General features: G+C 76.4%; 4 protein-coding genes. All 4 read left to right on the forward strand.

Translation table 11 applies throughout. From position 1 onward, the window contains the following. The first annotated feature begins 7 nt into the window (after window positions 1-7). The 4 genes from ACFVU3_RS10895 to ACFVU3_RS10910 all read left to right on the forward strand — a co-directional run bounded on the left by ACFVU3_RS10895 (window position 8) and on the right by ACFVU3_RS10910 (window position 17,897). Window positions 8-1,315 carry an MFS transporter gene (locus ACFVU3_RS10895; protein WP_390065538.1) on the forward strand — a complete coding sequence of 436 codons (1,308 nt, stop codon included), beginning with the start codon at window positions 8-10 and terminating at the stop codon, window positions 1,313-1,315. Next, window positions 1,308-2,804, forward strand: a complete 1,497-nt coding sequence (locus ACFVU3_RS10900; protein WP_390065539.1) for an amidase family protein — start codon at window positions 1,308-1,310, stop codon at window positions 2,802-2,804. Before ACFVU3_RS10895 ends, ACFVU3_RS10900 begins: the two co-directional genes overlap by 8 nt. A 112-nt stretch (window positions 2,805-2,916) precedes the next feature. Then, window positions 2,917-3,132 carry an MbtH family protein gene (locus ACFVU3_RS10905; RefSeq protein ID WP_390065540.1) on the forward strand — a complete coding sequence of 72 codons (216 nt, stop codon included), beginning with the start codon at window positions 2,917-2,919 and terminating at the stop codon, window positions 3,130-3,132. Between the two features lie 125 nt (window positions 3,133-3,257). Then, window positions 3,258-17,897 (forward strand): amino acid adenylation domain-containing protein, encoded by a 14,640-nt coding sequence (locus tag ACFVU3_RS10910; RefSeq protein ID WP_390065541.1) that lies wholly within the window; start codon window positions 3,258-3,260, stop codon window positions 17,895-17,897. Window positions 17,898-17,905: the final 8 nt, after the last annotated feature.

Here is a 17,905-nt window from a genome sequence, read left to right on the forward strand (position 1 = left end):
CGGATCCATGGCCACCGGGCCCGCGCCCGCCGAGACCCGCCCGGAGGACGCGCGCCTCACCGACGGCGGCTACCTGGGCTTCGTCCTCGCCATGGGGCTCTCCGCGCTCGGCGACGCCGCCTGGTACGTGACGCTCGCCTGGACCGTGACCGCCGACACCGGCCCGGCCCGGGCGGGCGCGGTCCTCGCGCTCGCCTCGCTGCCCCGGCTGGTGACGCTGCTCGGCGCGGGCGCCGTCGTCGACAGCGTCGGCCCCCGCCGGGTCATGGCCGGCGCCGACCTGGCCCGCTGCTCCGTCATGGCGCTCGCGGCCGCCGGCGCCCTCGCCCTGGGCCCCGGGGTGCCGCTGCTCGTGGCGGCGGCGGCCGGGCTCGCGCTCTTCGGCGCCTTCTTCATCCCGGCCTCCGGATCGCTCCGCGCCGGACTGCTGCCCGACCGCCACCTGGTCCGCGGCAACGCCCTCTACCTGGGGGCGCTCCGCGGCGGCCAGGCGGCCGGGGGCCCGCTCGGCGGGGTGCTCATGGCCCTCGGCGGCATCCCGCTCGTCGCCGCCGTCAACGCGGTGACGTACGCGGTGTCGGCCCTCGCGGTGCTGCGCGTACGGAACCGGGGCGGGCGGTCCGCCGAGGCGGCGGCCCCCGCACCCGCGGCGGACCCGGACACCTCGCGGCCCGCCGGCGCCGGAGCGGCGACGCCGGAGCGGCGGCCCTCCCTGGCGGCCCGCATCGGCGAAGGGCTCAAGGCCGTGGCCGCCGCGCCCCGGCTGCGGGCGGTGATCACCGTGATCGGCCTCACCGAGTTCGCCGGGGCGGGCCCGATCAACATCGGCGTGGCGCTGATGGCGAGCAGGAACGGGTCGGCCGCCGCGGGCGCCGGCCTCCTCCTGACCGCCTTCACCGTCGGCGCCGCCGCCGGATTCCTGCTGTCGCTGGTGTGGCCCGCCCGCCGCCGCGCCGGACGCGTCCTCGTCGTCGGCACCCTCGGACAGACCCTCTGCCTGGTCGGCCTCGCCTGGGCCCCCACCACGGTCGCGGCGCTCGCCCCGTACGCCGGCCTGGGACTCGTCTCCGCCCTGGTCGGCACCGTCCTGGTGTCCTGCGTGCAGCGCTGGGCGCCCGAGGCCGTGCGCGGCCGCGTGGTGTCGATCCAGGCCCTCCTCATCTTCGGCGCCGCCCCCCTCGGCAACCTCGTCATCGGCGTGCTCGTCGAATGGGCCGGCATGACCTGGGCGCTGCTGCTGCACGCCCTGGTGGCCCTGACCGCCGTCGGCACGGTGCTCCTCACCCCCCTCCTCAGGCAGGCCCGCCTTGACTGACCGCCTCCAGGACCCCGCCCCCTCGCCCCCGTACCCGCCCGGCTCCCGGGACCCCGCCCCCTCGCCCCCGTACCCGCCCGGCGTCCAGGACCGGCCCGTCGCCGTCCTCGGCCGGGACCTGCGCTCCCGCGCCCTCACCAGCACGGACCTGGTCGCCGCCTGCCTGGACCGGATCGGCGCCGTGGACCCCGTGGTCCGCGCCGTCCTCGCGCTCGACGGCACCGCCCGCGACCAGGCCCGCGCCGCCGACCGCCGCCACGCCCGCGGCACCCCCCTCGGCCCCCTCGACGGCATCCCCGTCCTCCTCAAGGACAACATCGACACGGCGGGGCTCGCCGGCACCGCCGGATCCCGGCTGCTCGCCGGCACCCCGCCCGACCGGGACGCGGAGGTCGTCACCCGGCTGCGCGCCGCCGGCGCCGTCGTCCTCGGCAAGACGAACCTCACCGAGTGGGGCAACTTCCGCTCCACCGCCAGCATCGAGGGCTGGTCCGCCGTCGGCGGCCAGACCCGCAATCCGTACGACCCCGAGCACAGCCCCTGGGGCTCGTCCGCCGGCTCGGCCGCCGCCGTCGCGGCGGGGATGGCACCGCTCGCCCTCGGCACGGAGACGGACGGCTCCCTCGTCTGCCCGGCCGGCGTCTGCGGGGTGGCCGCGATCAAGCCGGCCCCCGGCACCCTCCCGGCGGCCGGGGTCGTGCCGATCTCCGCCGTGCAGGACAGCGTCGGTCCGATGGCGGCACGCCTGGAGGACGCGGCGCTCTGCCTCGCTGCCCTGACCGGCCGACCCCTCCCCGACGGGCCGGCCCCGCCCGCTGCCGTCCGGGTGGGCCTCTGGCACGTCCGGGGGATGGCGCCCGACGCCCAGGCCGTCGCGGAACGCGTCGCCGCCCGGATGCGGGACGCGGGCGCCGTCGTCGTCCCCGTCGAGCTCACCCTGCCCAGGGACATGCTGGTCGACGGACTCGACGCCCTCTGCGCGGAGTTCCGGCCCTCGCTGGAGCGGTATCTGGGGAGCCGGCGCGGCGCGCCCGCCACCCTCGACGAGATCGTCGCGGCCAACCTCCGGGACCCGGTGGAAATGGGCCCGTTCGGCCAGGAGCTCTTCGAACGGTGCGCCGCCCTCACCGACGAGGACCGCGAGCGCGCCCCGGACCTCCGCCGGCGCTCCCGGCGGAGGGCCCGCGACCTGATCGACACGGCCCTGGCGCGGTACGGGGTGGACGTCCTGATGGCCGCGACGAGCGGCCCGGCCTGGCGCATCGACCACGGCCCCGACCCGTTCACCCGTACCAGCTCCACGCTGCCCGCCCTGGCCGGCCGGCCCGTCGTCGCCGTCCCCGCCGGATTCTCCGGCGAACTGCCCGTCGGCGTCTCCCTGTTCGGCCCGGCCGCACTGGAAGAACTGCTGCCCTGCGCGTTCCTCGCCGAACGGCACGGCGACCCGCGCCGCACACCGGCAGTTCTGCGGGAATTCCCCCGCCCCTGAGAACGCCGCCAACTGCCGATCGGCTGCCCCGCCCGCTGCCTTTCGGAAAGGCGCCGCGCCGATAACTTTTCGATGGCTCCGAAGAATCGACGCACGAAAAGGAGAATTCTGCATGAGCACCAATCCTTTCGAGAACGCGGACGGCACGTACCTGGTCCTTGTCAACCACGAGAACCAGCACTCGCTGTGGCCCGCCGACATCGAGGTCCCCGAGGGGTGGAACACCGCCCACGGAGCCGCCTCCCGGCAGAGCTGCCTCGACTACGTCGACGCCCACTGGACCGACATGCGCCCCGCCGGACTGATCGCCGAGACCGCCGCCGGCTGACGGCCCCTCCGGGCGGCCGGCGCGCACCGGCGCACCGGACGAGAAGGACCGGCCGGCCGACCCACGCCCCACCCGCGATCGCACCCCACGCCCCGACCGGGCGCCGAGTGATGGAGATGATGAAGGTGTCCTTGGACTGCGTCCACGAGGTCTTCGAGGAGCAGGCGGCCCGGACCCCCGATGCCACCGCCGTGGTCTTCGAGGGACGGGGCACCACGTACGGCGAGCTGAACGCCCGGGCCAACCGGCTCGCCCGCCACCTCACCGCGCGGGGGGTGCGCCGCGGCGACACCGTCGGGGTGCTCCTGGAGCGGGACACGGAGCTGGTCGTGTCCGTCCTGGCCGTCCTCAAGGCCGGCGCCGGCTACACCCTCCTCGACCCCGGTCTGCCCGCCGGGCGGATCCGCGACATCGCCTCCCTCGCCGGCGTCACCCGCGTCGTCACCCTCGGCCGGTTCGCCGGCCACTGGGACGGCACGCCGGTGCTCCCCGTCCCCGTCGACACCGAGGCGGCCGCGGTCGCCGCCCTGGACGCCTCGGACCCGGGCCGGATCGCGGGCCCCGAGGACGTGGTGTGCGTGATGTTCACGTCGGGTTCGACGGGCGTGCCGAAGGGTGTGGTGGCGCCGCACCGGGCGATGACCGGGACGCTGACCGGCCAGGACTTCGTGTCGTTCGGTCCTGACGAGGTGTGGCTGCAGTGCGCGCCGGTGTCCTGGGACGCCTTCGCCCTGGAACTGTTCGGCGCGCTCCTGCACGGCGGCGCGTGCGTCCTCCAGCCCGGAGTCCGGCCGGAACCCGCCGTCATCGCCCGGCTGATCGCGGACCACGGCGTCACCACCGTCCACGTCTCGGCGAGCCTCTTCGACTTCCTCCTGGACGAGTACCCGGGGTGCTTCGCCGGTGTACGCCAGCTGATGACGGGCGGGGAGCCGCTCTCCGTCGCGCACGTCGCCCGGGCCCTCGCCTCGTACCCGGGGATGCGCCTGGTCAACGGCTACTCGCCCGTCGAATCGATGATCTTCACCTGCTGCCACACCGTCACCCCCGAGGACACCGGGCACTCCGCCGTACCCGTCGGCTCGGTCCTCACCCACAAGCAGGTCCACGTCCTCGACGCCCGCCTCCGGCGCCTCCCGCCCGGCGCCGAGGGCGAGCTGTACATGGCCGGCGTCGGCCTGGCCCGCGGCTACGCCGGCCGGCCCGGAGCGACCGCCGAACGCTTCGTCGCCCACCCGCACGGCGCTCCCGGCGAACGCCTCTACCGCACCGGTGACCTCGTCCGCATGCGGCCCGACGGCGTCGTCGAGTTCATCGGGCGCGCCGACGGCCAGGTGAAGATCCGGGGCTTCCGGGTCGAGCCCGGCGAGGTCCAGGCCGTCCTGACGCGGCACCACGCCGTCCGGCAGGCCGCGGTCGTCGTCCGCGAGGACCGCCCGGGCGCCAAGCACCTGGTCGCCTACGCCGTCCTCGACGCCCCTGGCGCCGCGACCGCGGAGGAGCTGCGCGCCCACACGGCCGGCCTGCTCCCCGAGCACCTGGTCCCCTCCGCCGTCGTCGTCCTCGACGCCCTGCCGCTCACCTCCAACGGCAAGCTCGACCGCAAGGCGCTGCCCGCCCCGGAGATCCGCAGCGCGCCCGCGGGCCGCGCTCCCGCCACCCCCGCCGAGCGCACCCTCTGCGAGCTCTTCGCCGACGTCCTCGGACTCGACGAGGTCGGCCCGGAGGAGAGCTTCCTGCTGCTCGGCGGCCACTCCCTGCTCGCCGCCCGTCTGATCAGCCGCGTCCGCCGCGCCTTCGGCGCCGAGATCGGCATCCGCGAACTGTTCCGGGACCCGACCCCCGCCGCCCTCGCCCGCGCCCTCGACGGCGCGGGGCAGGCCCCGCCCGCCCCGCGCCCCGTCGCCCGGCCCGCCGAACTCCCGCTCTCCCACGCCCAGCAGCGCATCTGGTTCCTCGACCGGACCGAGGAGGACGGCGCCCGCCCGGCCCGTGCGGGGGCCGACACCGACCGCCCGTCGGAGGCGAGCGGCGACACCGCCGGCCCGGCCGATGCGGGCGGCGCCACGTACAACGTCCCGATCGCCCTCCGGCTGCGCGGCACGCTCGACGCCGGCGCCCTGCGCCGGGCCGTCGCCGACGTCGTGGACCGCCACGAAGCCCTGCGCACGGTCCACCCCGCGACCGACGGCCGCCCCCGCCAGGAGGTGCGGGCGCCCGAGGACGCCACGGTGCCGTGGACCCACACCGCACCCGGCGCGACCGGGCTGCCCGGGGCCCTCGACGCCGCCGCCCGGCAGGGCTTCGACCTCGCCCGCGAACTCCCCCTCCGCGCCCACCTCTTCGACGCGGGAGAGGGCGAACACGTCCTCCTCCTCGTGGTGCACCACATCGCCTGCGACGGCTGGTCCCTGGCGCCGCTGGTCCGCGACCTGGCGGAGGCGTACGCGGCCCGCGCCGGGGGAGCCGCGCCGCGATGGGCGCCGCTGCCCGTCCAGTACGCCGACTACACCCTGTGGCAGCGCGACCTCCTCGGCGACCCGGCCGACCCGGAGAGCACGCTCTCCCGGCACCTCGCGCACTGGCGCCAGGCCCTGGCGGGGCTCGGCGACGAGACGGCGCTCCCCACCGACCGCCCCCGCCCGCACCGGCCCTCGCACCGCGGCGGCGTCGTCCCCGTCGACCTCCCCGCCGGACTGCACGCGCGCCTCCTCGACCTCGCCCGCCGCAGCGACTCCACGCTGTTCATGGTGGTGCAGGCGGGCCTCGCCGCCCTGCTGACGCGGCTCGGCGCCGGCACCGACATCCCGCTGGGCACCCCGGTCGCCGGACGGCCGGACGAGACCCTGGACGACCTCGTCGGCTTCTTCGCGAACACCCTCGTCCTGCGCACCGACACCTCCGGCGACCCCACCTTCGCCGAGCTCGTCGCCCGCGTCCGGGAGACCGACCTCGCCGCCTACGCCCACCAGGACGTGCCGTTCGACCGGGTCGTCGAGGAGCTGAACCCGGTCCGCGCGGCGGCCCGGCACCCGCTCTTCCAGGTGATGCTCGTCCTCCAGAACAACGCGGTCGCCACGCCGCGGCTGCCCGGCGTCGAGCACGTCGAGCAGTCCGTCCTCACCCTCGACGTCGCCAAGTTCGACCTGACCTTCGACGTCACCGAGGGCTACGACGACGCCGGCCGCCCCACCGGGGTCCGCGGCACGGCCCAGTACGCCGTGGACCTCTTCGACCGGGGCAGCGCCGAGACGCTCGTGGCCCGCCTGGTGCGGCTGCTGGAGGCGGCCGCCGCCCGGCCGGACACCCCGATCGGCGACCTGGACGTCCTGGCGGCCGGCGAACGGCGGCTGCTGCTGGGGGAGGAGACCCCCGCCCCCGCCGGCGCGGCCGCGTACGAGGTGCCCGTCCACGAGCTGTTCGCGCGCCAGGCACGTCTCTCGGCGGACGCGACGGCCCTCGTCCACGGCGACGAGCGGCTGAGCTACGGCGCGCTGGAGCGGCGGGCCAACCGTCTGGCGCGGCACCTGACCGACCTCGGCGTACGCCGCGGAGACACGGTCGGCGTGCTCCTGGAACGCGAGCCGCGGCTGATCGTGGCCCTGCTGGCGGTGCTGAAGGCGGGCGGCGCGTACACCCTCCTCGACCCGGCGTTCCCCGTCGACCGGCTGCGCGACGTCGTCGCCCGCGCGGGCCTCGCGCGGGTCGTCACCGCCGGCGGACTCGGCGACGGACTCGCCCCGGACACCGGCCTGGTGCGGCTGGACGCGGAACCGGACGCGGCACGGATCGCCGCCCTCCCGGACACGCCGCCCGTGTGCGCGGCGGGGGCCGAGGACGCGGCGTGCGTGATGTTCACCTCGGGCTCCACCGGCGTGCCGAAGGGCGTCGTCGCTCCCCACCGGGCCCTCACCGGCACCCTGACCGGCCAGGACTTCGTCGCCTTCGGCCCGGACCAGGTGTGGCTGCAGTCCGCCCCGATGTCCTGGGACGCCTTCGCCCTGGAGGTCTTCGGCCCGCTGCTCCACGGCGGCACCTGCGTCCTCCAGCCCGGCGGCAAGCCGGAGCCGGCGCTCATCGCCGAACTGATCGCCCGCCACCGGGTCACCTCCGCCTACCTGTCGGCGAGCCTGCTCAACTTCCTGCTCGACGAGTACCCGGGCTGCTTCACCGGGATGCGCCAGGTCATCGGCGGCGGCGAGGCCGCCTCGCCCGCCCACGCGGCGAAGGCGCTCGCCGAGTACCCGGGGATGCGGCTCGTCAACGGCTACGGACCCGTCGAGGCGATGATCTTCGTCTCCACCCACCGCGTCACCGAGGACGACACCCGCCGCCCCGCGATCCCGATCGGCCGGCCGATCGCCCACGAGCGGATGTACGCCCTCGACGAGCGACTGCGCCCCGTCCCGCTCGGCGTCGTCGGGGAGCTCTACCTCACCGGGGCGGGACTCGCCCACGGATACCTGGGCCAGCCGGGCCTGACGGCCGAGCGGTTCGTCGCCCACCCGTACGGCGCTCCCGGCGAGCGCGTCTACCGCACCGGCGACCTGGTGCGCCGCCGCGCCGACGGCGTCCTGGAGTACGTCGGGCGCGCCGACGGCCAGGTGAAGATCCGCGGCTTCCGCGTCGAGCCCGCCGAGATCCAGGCCGTCCTGATGACGCACCCGGCCGTCCGCCAGGCGGCGGTCGTCGTCCGGGAGGACCGCCCCGGCGACAAGCGCCTCGCCGCCTACCTGGTCGCCGAACCCGGCACCGTGCTCGACCCCGCCGAGGTCCGCGCCCACACCGCCGCCCGCCTGCCCGAGCACCTGCGCCCCGCCGCCCTCACGGTCCTGGACGCCCTGCCGCTCACCCCCAACGGCAAGCTCGACCGCCAGGCCCTGCCCGCACCCGGGCCCACCGCGCCGTCGGGCGGCCGCGCCCCGCGCACCCCGCGCGAGGAGGCGCTGTGCGGCCTCTTCGCCGACGTCCTCGGCGTCGAGCGGGTCGGTGTGCACGACGGCTTCTTCGACCTCGGCGGCCACTCGCTCCTCGCCGCCCGGCTGATCAGCCGCCTCCGCACCGCCCTCGGCGCCCACCTCGGCATCGGCGACCTGTTCCACCACCCCACCCCGGCCGCGCTCGCCCGCCACCTCGACGGAGCCGGCCCGGACGCCGGAGCCGCCCCCCGCCCGGCTCTCGTCCCGGCCCCGCGCCCCGAAGTCGTCCCGCTCTCCGCCGCCCAGCAGCGGCTCTGGTTCCTCGACCAGGCCGAGGAGCCCAGCGCCTCGTACCACGTGCCGCTCGCACTCCGCCTCCGCGGCCCCGTCGACGCCGACGCCCTGCGCCGTGCCGTGGACGACGTGACGGGCCGCCACGAGGCCCTGCGCACGGTCTTCCCCACCACGGACGGCGAGCCCCGCCAGCACGTCCTCGACTCCGCCGCCGGCGCGCCGGGCGGAGGCCCGGCCGGGTGGCACACGGCCCCGTGCACCGCGGAGGACCTGCCCCGCGCCCTCCACGACGCCTCCGTCCACCGCTTCGACCTGGCCTCCGAGCCCCCGCTGCGCGCCACCCTGCTGACCGTCGCCGACGACGACCACGTCCTCCTGCTCGTCTGCCACCACATCGCCGCCGACGGCTGGTCCCTCGCCCCGCTCACCCGGGACCTCGCCACGGCCTACGCGGCCCGCCGGGACGGACGCGTGCCGGAGTGGACGCCGCTGCCCGTCCAGTACGCCGACTACACCCTCTGGCAGCGCGCGCTCCTCGGGGACGAGGACGACCCGCAGAGCCCGGCCCGCCGGCAGCTGGACCACTGGAGGGCGGCCCTCGCCGGCGCCCCCGACCAGATCGCCCTCCCCGCCGACCGGCCGCGCCCGGCCGTCGCGAGCCACCGCGGCGACAGCGTGCCCCTCGCCCTCGACGCCGGGCTACACGGACGCCTGCTGGACCTCGCCCGCCGTGACGGGTGCACGCTCTTCATGGTGGTGCAGGCCGGTCTGGCCGCCCTGCTGACCCGGCTCGGCGCCGGCACCGACATCCCGCTCGGCACCCCGGTCGCCGGCCGGCCGGACGAGGCCCTGGACGATCTCGTCGGCTTCTTCGTCAACACCCTGGTCCTGCGCACCGACACCTCCGGCGACCCGACCTTCCGGGAACTCCTCGCCCGGGTCCGCGAGACCGACCTCGCCGCCTACGCCCACCAGGACGTGCCGTTCGAGCGGCTGGTCGAGGAGGTGAACCCGGTCCGCTCGCTCGCCCGGCACCCGCTCTTCCAGGTCATGCTCGCCCTCCAGGACGCCCCTCCGGTCCCGTCGCTGCCGGGCTGCGAGGTGCGCGTCGAACACCCCGAGCGCCACAGCGCCAAGTTCGACCTCACCGTCGTCGCCGAACAGCACCGCACCCGGGACGGCGCCCCCGCCGGCCTCTCCGGCTTCCTGGAGTACGCCACCGACCTCTTCGACCGCGCCACCGCCGCGTCGCTCGCGGCGCGCCTGGTCCGCCTCCTCACGGCCGCCGCGGCCGACCCGGACCGCCGCATCGGCGACCTCGACGTCCTCGCCGCCGAGGAGCGCACGACCCTCCTCGACACCTGGAACGCGACCGCCACCACCACCGCCGGCGCCCCGGCCCCCGCGTGCGTCCACGAGCTCTTCGAGCGGCAGGCCGCCCGCACCCCCGACGCCACCGCCCTCGTCCTCCCGGACCGCACGATCGGCTACGCGGAGCTCAACGCCTCCGCCAACCGGCTCGCCCGCCACCTCCGCGACCGCGGCGTGCGCCGCGGCGACACCGTCGCCGTCCTCCTGGACCGGGACCACGACCTCGTCGTCGCCGTCCTCGCCGTCCTCAAGGCCGGCGCCGGATACACCCTCCTGGACGCGGAGTTCCCGGTGGAACGCCTGCGCGCCGTCGCCGACACGGCCGGCGCCCGGCTGATCGTCACCTCCGGAGAGCCCGCCGACGGCTGGCGGGACGGTGCCGCCACCTTCGTACGCCTGGACATCGAGGCGGCCGCGGTCGCCGCCCTGGACGCCTCGGACCTGGGCCGGATCGCGGGGCCGGACGACGTGGTGTGCGTGATGTTCACGTCGGGTTCGACGGGCGTGCCGAAGGGTGTGGTGGCGCCGCACCGGGCGATGACCGGGACGCTGACCGGCCAGGACTTCGTGTCGTTCGGTCCTGACGAGGTGTGGCTGCAGTGCGCGCCGGTGTCCTGGGACGCCTTCGCCCTGGAGCTGTTCGGCGCGCTGCTGCACGGCGGCGCGTGCGTCCTCCAGCCCGGCCTGCGGCCCGAACCCGCCGCCGTCGCCCGGCTGATCGCCGCCCACGGCGTCACGACCGTCCACGTCTCGGCGAGCCTGCTGAACTTCCTGCTCGACGAGTACCCGGGGTGCTTCGCCGGGGTACGCCAGCTGATGACGGGCGGCGAGCCGCTGTCGGTGCCGCACGTGGCCAAGGCCCTCGCGGAGTACCCGGGGACGCGGCTGGTCAACGGGTACTCGCCCGTCGAGTCGATGATCTTCACCTGCTGCCACACGATCGAGGAGCGCGACACCACGGGCCCGTCGATCCCGGTCGGCCGCCCCGTGGCGGACAAGCGGGTGTACGTCCTCGACGACAGGCTCCGGCCCGTGCCCACCGGTGTGGCCGGCGAGTTGTACATGGCCGGCGTGGGCCTGGCCCGCGGCTACGTGGGCCGGCCCGACCTCACGGCGGAACGGTTCGTCGCCCACCCGTACGGCGCTCCCGGCGAGCGGGTCTACCGCACGGGCGACCTCGTGCGGTGGCGGGCCGACGGCGTCCTGGAGTTCCTGGGCCGCGCCGACGGCCAGGTGAAGATCCGGGGCTTCCGGGTCGAACCCGGCGAGGTCCAGGCCGCGCTCATGAGCCACCCGGGCGTCCGCCAGGCGGCCGTGGTCGTCCGCGAGGACCGCCCGGGGGACAAGCGGCTCGTCGCCTACGCCGTCCTCCACGGCACGGGTGCCGCGACCCCCGACGAGCTGCGCGCCCACGTGGCCGGCCTGCTCCCCGAACACCTCGTCCCCTCCGCCGCCGTCGTCCTCGACGCCCTCCCGCTCACCCCCAACGGCAAGCTCGACCGCCAGGCCCTGCCCGCCCCCGAGCCCGCCCCGGCGGCCGGCGGCCGCGCCCCGCGCACCCCGCGCGAGGAGGTCCTCTGCGGCCTCTTCGCCGCCGTCCTCGGCGCCCCGCACATCGGCGTGGACGACGACTTCTTCCACCTCGGCGGCCACTCCCTCCTCGCCGCCCGGCTCATCGGCCGCATCCGCACCGCCCTCGGCGTCGAGGCCGGTATCCGGGACCTCTTCCAGGCACCCACCGTCGCCGCGCTCGCCCGCCGCCTCGACGGCGCCGGCAGGGCCCGCCCGGCCCTGCGCCCCGCCGAACGCCCCGAGGACCTGCCGCTCTCCTACGCCCAGCAGCGCCTCTGGTTCCTCGACACGGCCCGCGGCGACACCGGCGGCACCGCCTACAACCTCACCTTCGCCGCCCGGCTGAGCGGCACCGTCGACCCGGACGTCCTGCGGGCCGCGCTCACCGACCTCGCCGGCCGCCACGAGCCCCTGCGCACCCGCTTCCCGGCCGTCGACGGCCTGCCCCGCCAGTCCGTCGTCCCGGCCGGCGACGCCCGCCCGGCCCTGGCCGTCGCCGACCGCCCCCACACCCCCGAGGAGCTCGACGCGGCCGTCCGGGCCGCCGCCTCCCACCGCTTCGACCTGGCAGGCGAACTCCCCCTCAGGGCCCACCTCCTCGCGGCCGGCACCGGCGACCACGTCCTGCTCCTGGTGATGCACCACATCGCCGCCGACGGCTGGTCCATGAACCCGCTCCTGCGCGACCTGGCCACCGCCTACGCCGCCCGCGCGACCGGCGCCGCACCCGCGTGGACCCCGCTCCCGGTCCAGTACGCCGACTACACCCTCTGGCAGCGCGACCTCCTCGGCGACGCCACCGACCCCGACAGCCTCCTCGCCCGCCAGCTCGACCACTGGCGCGGCGCCCTCGCCGAGCTGCCCGACGAACTGCCCCTGCCCACCGACCGGCCCCGCCCCGGCGACACCCGCGGCGACGGCGCCGTCCTGCCCGTACGGTTCGGACCCGGGCTCCACCAGGGGCTGCGCGACCTGGCCCGGGAGTCCCACGCCACCCTCTTCATGGTGGTGCAGGCCGGTCTGGCCGCCCTGCTGACCCGGCTCGGCGCCGGCACCGACATCCCGCTCGGCACCGCCGTCGCCGGCCGCACCGACGAAGCCCTCGACGACCTGGTCGGCTTCTTCGTCAACACCCTGGTCCTGCGCACCGACACCTCCGGCGACCCGACCTTCCGCGAACTCGTCGCCCGGGTCCGCGAGACCGACCTCGCCGCCTACGCCCACCAGGACGTGCCGTTCGAGCGGCTGGTCGAGGAGGTGAACCCGGTCCGCTCGCTCGCCCGGCACCCGCTCTTCCAGGTCCTGCTCGTCCTCCAGAACACCGGGGAGTCCGACGTACGGCTCGGCGACGCCACCGCCCGCCCCGAGCCCGTCACCAACACCTCCGCCAAGTTCGACCTGTCCCTCGCCCTCACCGAGACCCAGGACGCCGCCGGAGCCCCCGCCGGCCTCGACGGCGGCCTCGAATTCGCCACCGACCTCTTCGACCCCGGCACCGCGCGCACCCTCCTCACCCGCCTGGAGCGCCTGCTGCGCGCGGCCGTCGCCGACCCCGACCGTCCCCTCGGCGACCTCGACCTCCTCTCCGAGGACGAGCGCCGCACCACCCTCACCACCTGGAACGACACCGCCGTCCCCTACCCGCACGACCGCTGCCTGCACGAGCTGTTCGCCGAGCAGGCCGCCCGCACCCCGCACGCCACCGCCCTGATCGCCGGGGACGAACGGATCGCCTACGGCGAGCTCGACGCCCGCGCCAACCGCCTCGCCCACCACCTCATCGCCCTCGGCGTCACCCGCGGCGACGTCGTCGGCGTCCTCGTCGCCCGCGGCCCCGACCTCGTCACCGGCATCCTCGCCGCCCTCAAGTGCGGCGCCGCCTACGTACCCCTGGACCCGGACCACCCCGCGGACCGGCTCCGCGCCCTCGCCGCCGAAGCCGGCGTCCGCACCGCCATCACCCACGACCGCCTCTCCGCCCTGCTGCCCGAGGACCTCACCCTCGTCCGCGTCGACACGCCCGCCGACCGCGCCCTCGTCGACGGCCGGCCCGCCACCGCCCCCGGCGTGCGGGTCCTCGCCGACGACCTCGCCTGCGTCCTCTTCACCTCCGGCTCCACCGGCCGCCCCAAGGGCGTCGCCTCCCCGCACCGCGCCACCGTCCGCACCTTCTTCGGCCAGGACTACATCGCCTTCGGACCCGACCAGGTCCACCTCCAGTGCGCCCCCGTGTCCTGGGACGGCCTCACCCTGGAGCTGTGGCCCGCCCTGCTGCACGGCGGCACCTGCGTCCTCGCCCCCGGCCAGAGCCCCGACCCCGCGGTGATCGCCGACCTCGTCGCCGAGCACGCCGTCACCACCGTCTGGCTCTCCGCCGGTCTCTTCGCCGTCATCGCCGACACCCGCCCGGAGGTCTTCGGCACCCTCCGCCAGGTCATGACCGGCGGCGAGGCGCCCTCCCTCGCCCATCTCCTGCGCGTCCGCGGGGACTTCCCCCACCTGAGGCTCGTCCACGGCTACGGCCCCGTCGAGTCGATGGTCTTCACCAACTGCCACCCCGTCACGGCCGCCGACACGGAACGCGCCGCCGTCCCCGTCGGCCGCCCCCTCGCCCACACCCAGGTGTACGTCCTCGACGCACGCCTCCGGCCCGTCCCCGCCGGCGTCACCGGCGAGCTGTACGTCTCCGGCGACGGCCTCGCCCACGGCTACCGCCACCGCCCGTCCCTCACCGCCGAACGGTTCGTCGCCCACCCGCACGGCCCGCGCGGCGCCCGCATGTACCGCACCGGCGACCTCGCCCGGTGGCGGACCGACGGCGCGCTGGAGGTCGCCGGACGCGCCGACGGCCAGGTCAAGGTCCGCGGTTTCCGCGTCGAACCCGGCGAGATCGAGGCGGTCGCCGGCCGCCACCCCGGTGTCACCCACACGGCCGTCGTCGTCCGCGAGGACCGCCCCGGAGACCGGCACATCGTCGCCTACGTCGTCGGCGGCGCCGACCCGGCCGGACTCCGCGCCCACCTGGCCCGCGCCCTGCCCTCCCACATGGTGCCGTCCGCGATCGTCCCCCTGGACGCCCTGCCGCTCACCCCCAACGGCAAGCTCGACCGCCGCGCCCTGCCCGCACCCGACTTCACCTCCGGCGCCGCCCACCGCGCGCCGCGCACGCCCCGCGAGGAGATCCTCTGCGGCCTCTTCGCCGAACTCCTCGGCCTCACCGGCGCCGGCATCGACGACGACTTCTTCGCCCGGGGCGGCCACTCCCTCCTCGCCGCCCGGCTCGCCGTCCGCATCCGCGCCGCCCTCGGCGCCGAACTCACCCTCCGCGACCTCTTCGAGGCCCCGACCGTGGCCGCCCTCGCCGAACGCCTCGACGGCGCCGCGCCGCCGCGGCCCGCCCTGCTCCCCGCCGTACGCCCCGACGCCCTGCCGCTGTCCCACGCCCAGCGGCGCCTCTGGTTCCTGGACCGCGCCGAGGAGGGCTCCGCGGCCTACAACGTCGCCCACGCCCTGCGCCTCGACGGCCCGCCGGACCGGACGGCCCTCGCCGCCGCGCTCGCCGACGTCGTCCGCCGGCACGAGGCCCTGCGCACCGTCTTCCGGGAGGAGCACGGCGAGGTCCACCAGCGGATCCTGCCCCCCGACCGGGCGCGGCCCGGGCTCGCCGCGACGGCCGTCGCCCCCGGCGAGGAGACCGGCCTGCCCGCCCTGCTCTCCGCCGACGCCGCCCGCCCCTTCGACCTCGCCGCCGATCTCCCGCTGCGCGCCCACCTGTTCGACGTGGCCGCGGGGGAGTCCGTCCTCCTCCTGGTGGTGCACCACATCGCCTGCGACGGCTGGTCGATGGCCCCGCTGGTCCGGGACCTGACCGAGGCGTACGCGGCCCGCTCCGGGGGACGGGCGCCCGACCGGGACCCGCTGCCCGTCCAGTACGCCGACTACACGCTGTGGCAGCGGGACCTGCTCGGCGAGGCCACCGACCCGGACAGCCTGCTCTCCCGGCAGACCGCCCACTGGAGGGCCGCGCTCGCCGGCGTCCCCGACACCCTCGCCCTGCCCGCCGACCGGCCCCGGCCCCCCGTCGCCACCCACCGCGGCGACACCGTCCCCGTCCACCTCGACGCCCGGCTCCACCAGGACCTGCTCGGCCTCGCCCGCACCTCCGGCGGCACCCTCTTCATGGTCCTCCAGGCGGGCCTGGCCGCGCTCCTGACGCGCCTCGGGGCCGGCACGGACATCCCCTTGGGGACGCCCGTGGCGGGCCGCGCGGACGCGGCGCTCGACGACCTGGTCGGCTTCTTCGTCAACACCCTGGTCCTGCGGACCGACACCTCCGGCGACCCGACCTTCCGGGAACTGATCGGGCGGGTGCGGGAGACCGACCTCGCCGCCTACACCCACCAGGACGTGCCCTTCGAGCACCTCGTCGAGGAGCTGAACCCGGTGCGGTCGCTCGCCCGGCACCCGCTCTTCCAGGTCATGCTCGTCCTCCAGAACAACGCCGGGGCGGCCCGCTCCCTCCCCGGAGCACCCGCCCGCATGGAGACCGTGCTCAACGGCACCGCCAAGTTCGACCTCACCGCCGCCTTCACGGAGACCCACACCGGCGACGGCACCCCCGACGGGATCGCCGGCACCCTCGAATACGCCGTCGACCTCTTCGACCGGACCGGCGCGGAGACCCTGGTGGAGCGCCTGCTGCGGCTCCTGACGGCGGCCGCGGCCCGCCCGGACGTTCCCCTCGGCGACCTGGAGCTCCTGACGGCGGAGGAGCGGCGCCTGCTCCTGGAGGAGCGGAACGCCACGGCGGCCTCCTTCCCGCACGACGCGACCGTCCACGAACTGTTCGGGCGGCGCGCCGCCCGGACGCCCGGGGCGACGGCGCTGGTCTGCGGGGACGAGCGGATGACGTACGGACGGCTGGAGCAGGAGGCCAACCGGCTGGCGCGCCATCTCGCCGCCGGGGGAGTGCGGCGCGGCGACACGGTCGGCGTGCTGCTGGAGCGCGACCCCCGGCTGGTCGTGGCCGTGCTCGCGGTGCTGAAGGCGGGGGCCGCGTACACCCTGCTGGACCCCGGCTTCCCGGCGGAACGCCTCCGGGAGGTCGCGTCCCTGGCCGGCGTCACGGCCGTGGTCACGACCGCCGCCCTCGCGGACCGCGTCGACGGAGCGCCCGGCGTCCTCGTACGCCTCGACACCGAGGCGGCGGAGATCGCCGGCCGGGACGAAGCGCCCCCGGGCCGGGTCGCGGGACCCGAGGACGCGGCGTGCGTGATGTTCACGTCGGGTTCCACGGGCCTGCCGAAGGGCGTGGTGGCCCCCCACCGGGCCCTCACCGGCACCCTGATCGGCCAGGACTACGTGACCTTCGGCCCGGACCAGGTGTGGCTGCAGTGCGCGCCGGTGTCCTGGGACGCCTTCGCCCTGGAGGTCTTCGGCCCGCTGCTGCACGGCGGCACCTGCGTCCTCCAGCCCGGCCTCAAGCCCGAGCCGTCGCTCATCGCCCGGCTGATCGCCGCCCACGGCGTCACGACCGTCCACGTCTCGGCCAGTCTCCTGAACTTCCTGCTCGACGAGTACCCGGGCTGCTTCGCCGGCGTACGCCAGCTGATGACGGGCGGCGAACCGCTCTCCGTGGCCCACATGGCCAGGGCGTCCGCCGCGTACCCGGGGATGCGCCTGGTCAACGGGTACTCGCCCGTCGAGTCGATGATCTTCACCTGCTGCCACACGATCGAGGAGCGCGACACCACGGGCCCGTCGGTCCCTGTCGGACGGCCCGTCGCGAACAAGCGGGTGTACGTCCTCGACGACAGGCTCCGGCCCGTGCCCACCGGTGTGGCCGGCGAGCTGTACATGGCCGGCGTGGGCCTGGCCCACGGATACCTCGGCCGGCCCGACCTCACGGCGGAACGGTTCGTCGCCCACCCGTACGGCGCTCCCGGCGAGCGGGTCTACCGCACCGGCGACCTGGTGCGGTGGCGTGCCGACGGCGTCCTGGAGTTCCTGGGGCGCGCCGACGGCCAGGTGAAGATCCGGGGCTTCCGGGTCGAACCCGGCGAGGTCCAGGCCGTCCTGATGACGCACCCGGGCGTCCGCCAGGCGGCGGTCGTGGTCCGGGAGGACTGCCCCGGCGACAAGCGCCTCGCCGCCTACCTGGTCGCCGAACCCGGCACCGTGCTCGACCTGGCCGACGTCCGGTCCCACGCGGCCGGCCGGCTCCCGGAACACCTCCGGCCGAGCGGCTTCACCGTCCTGGACGCCCTCCCGCTCACCCCCAACGGCAAGCTCGACCGCCGCGCCCTGCCCGCCCCCGCGACCGCTCCGGCGTCCGGCGGCCGGGCCCCGCGCACCGCGCAGGAGAAGCTCCTCTGCGATCTCTTCGCCGAGGTCCTCGGCGCCCCGCGCATCGGGGTGGACGACGACTTCTTCCACCTCGGCGGCCACTCCCTCCTCGTCACCCGCCTGATCAGCCGCGTCCGCGCGGTATGCGACACCGAACTGTCCATCAAGACCGTGTTCGAAGCGCCCACGCCGGCCGCCCTGGCCGAGCGCCTGGACGGCGCCGAGAAGGCCAGGCCCGCCCTGCGGCGCCGGTCCCGCTCCTGAGGAGAAGC

Origin of the sequence: Streptomyces sp. NPDC058052, assembly GCF_042885515.1 — a bacterium.
Classification (GTDB): Bacteria; Actinomycetota; Actinomycetes; order Streptomycetales; family Streptomycetaceae; genus Streptomyces.

Coding starts and splice junctions, on each gene's coding strand:
- ACFVU3_RS10895 (WP_390065538.1), top strand. CDS start 8: ATGGCCACCGGGCCCGCGCCCGCCGAGACCCGCCCGGAGGACGCGCGC.
- ACFVU3_RS10905 (WP_390065540.1), top strand. CDS start 2,917: ATGAGCACCAATCCTTTCGAGAACGCGGACGGCACGTACCTGGTCCTT.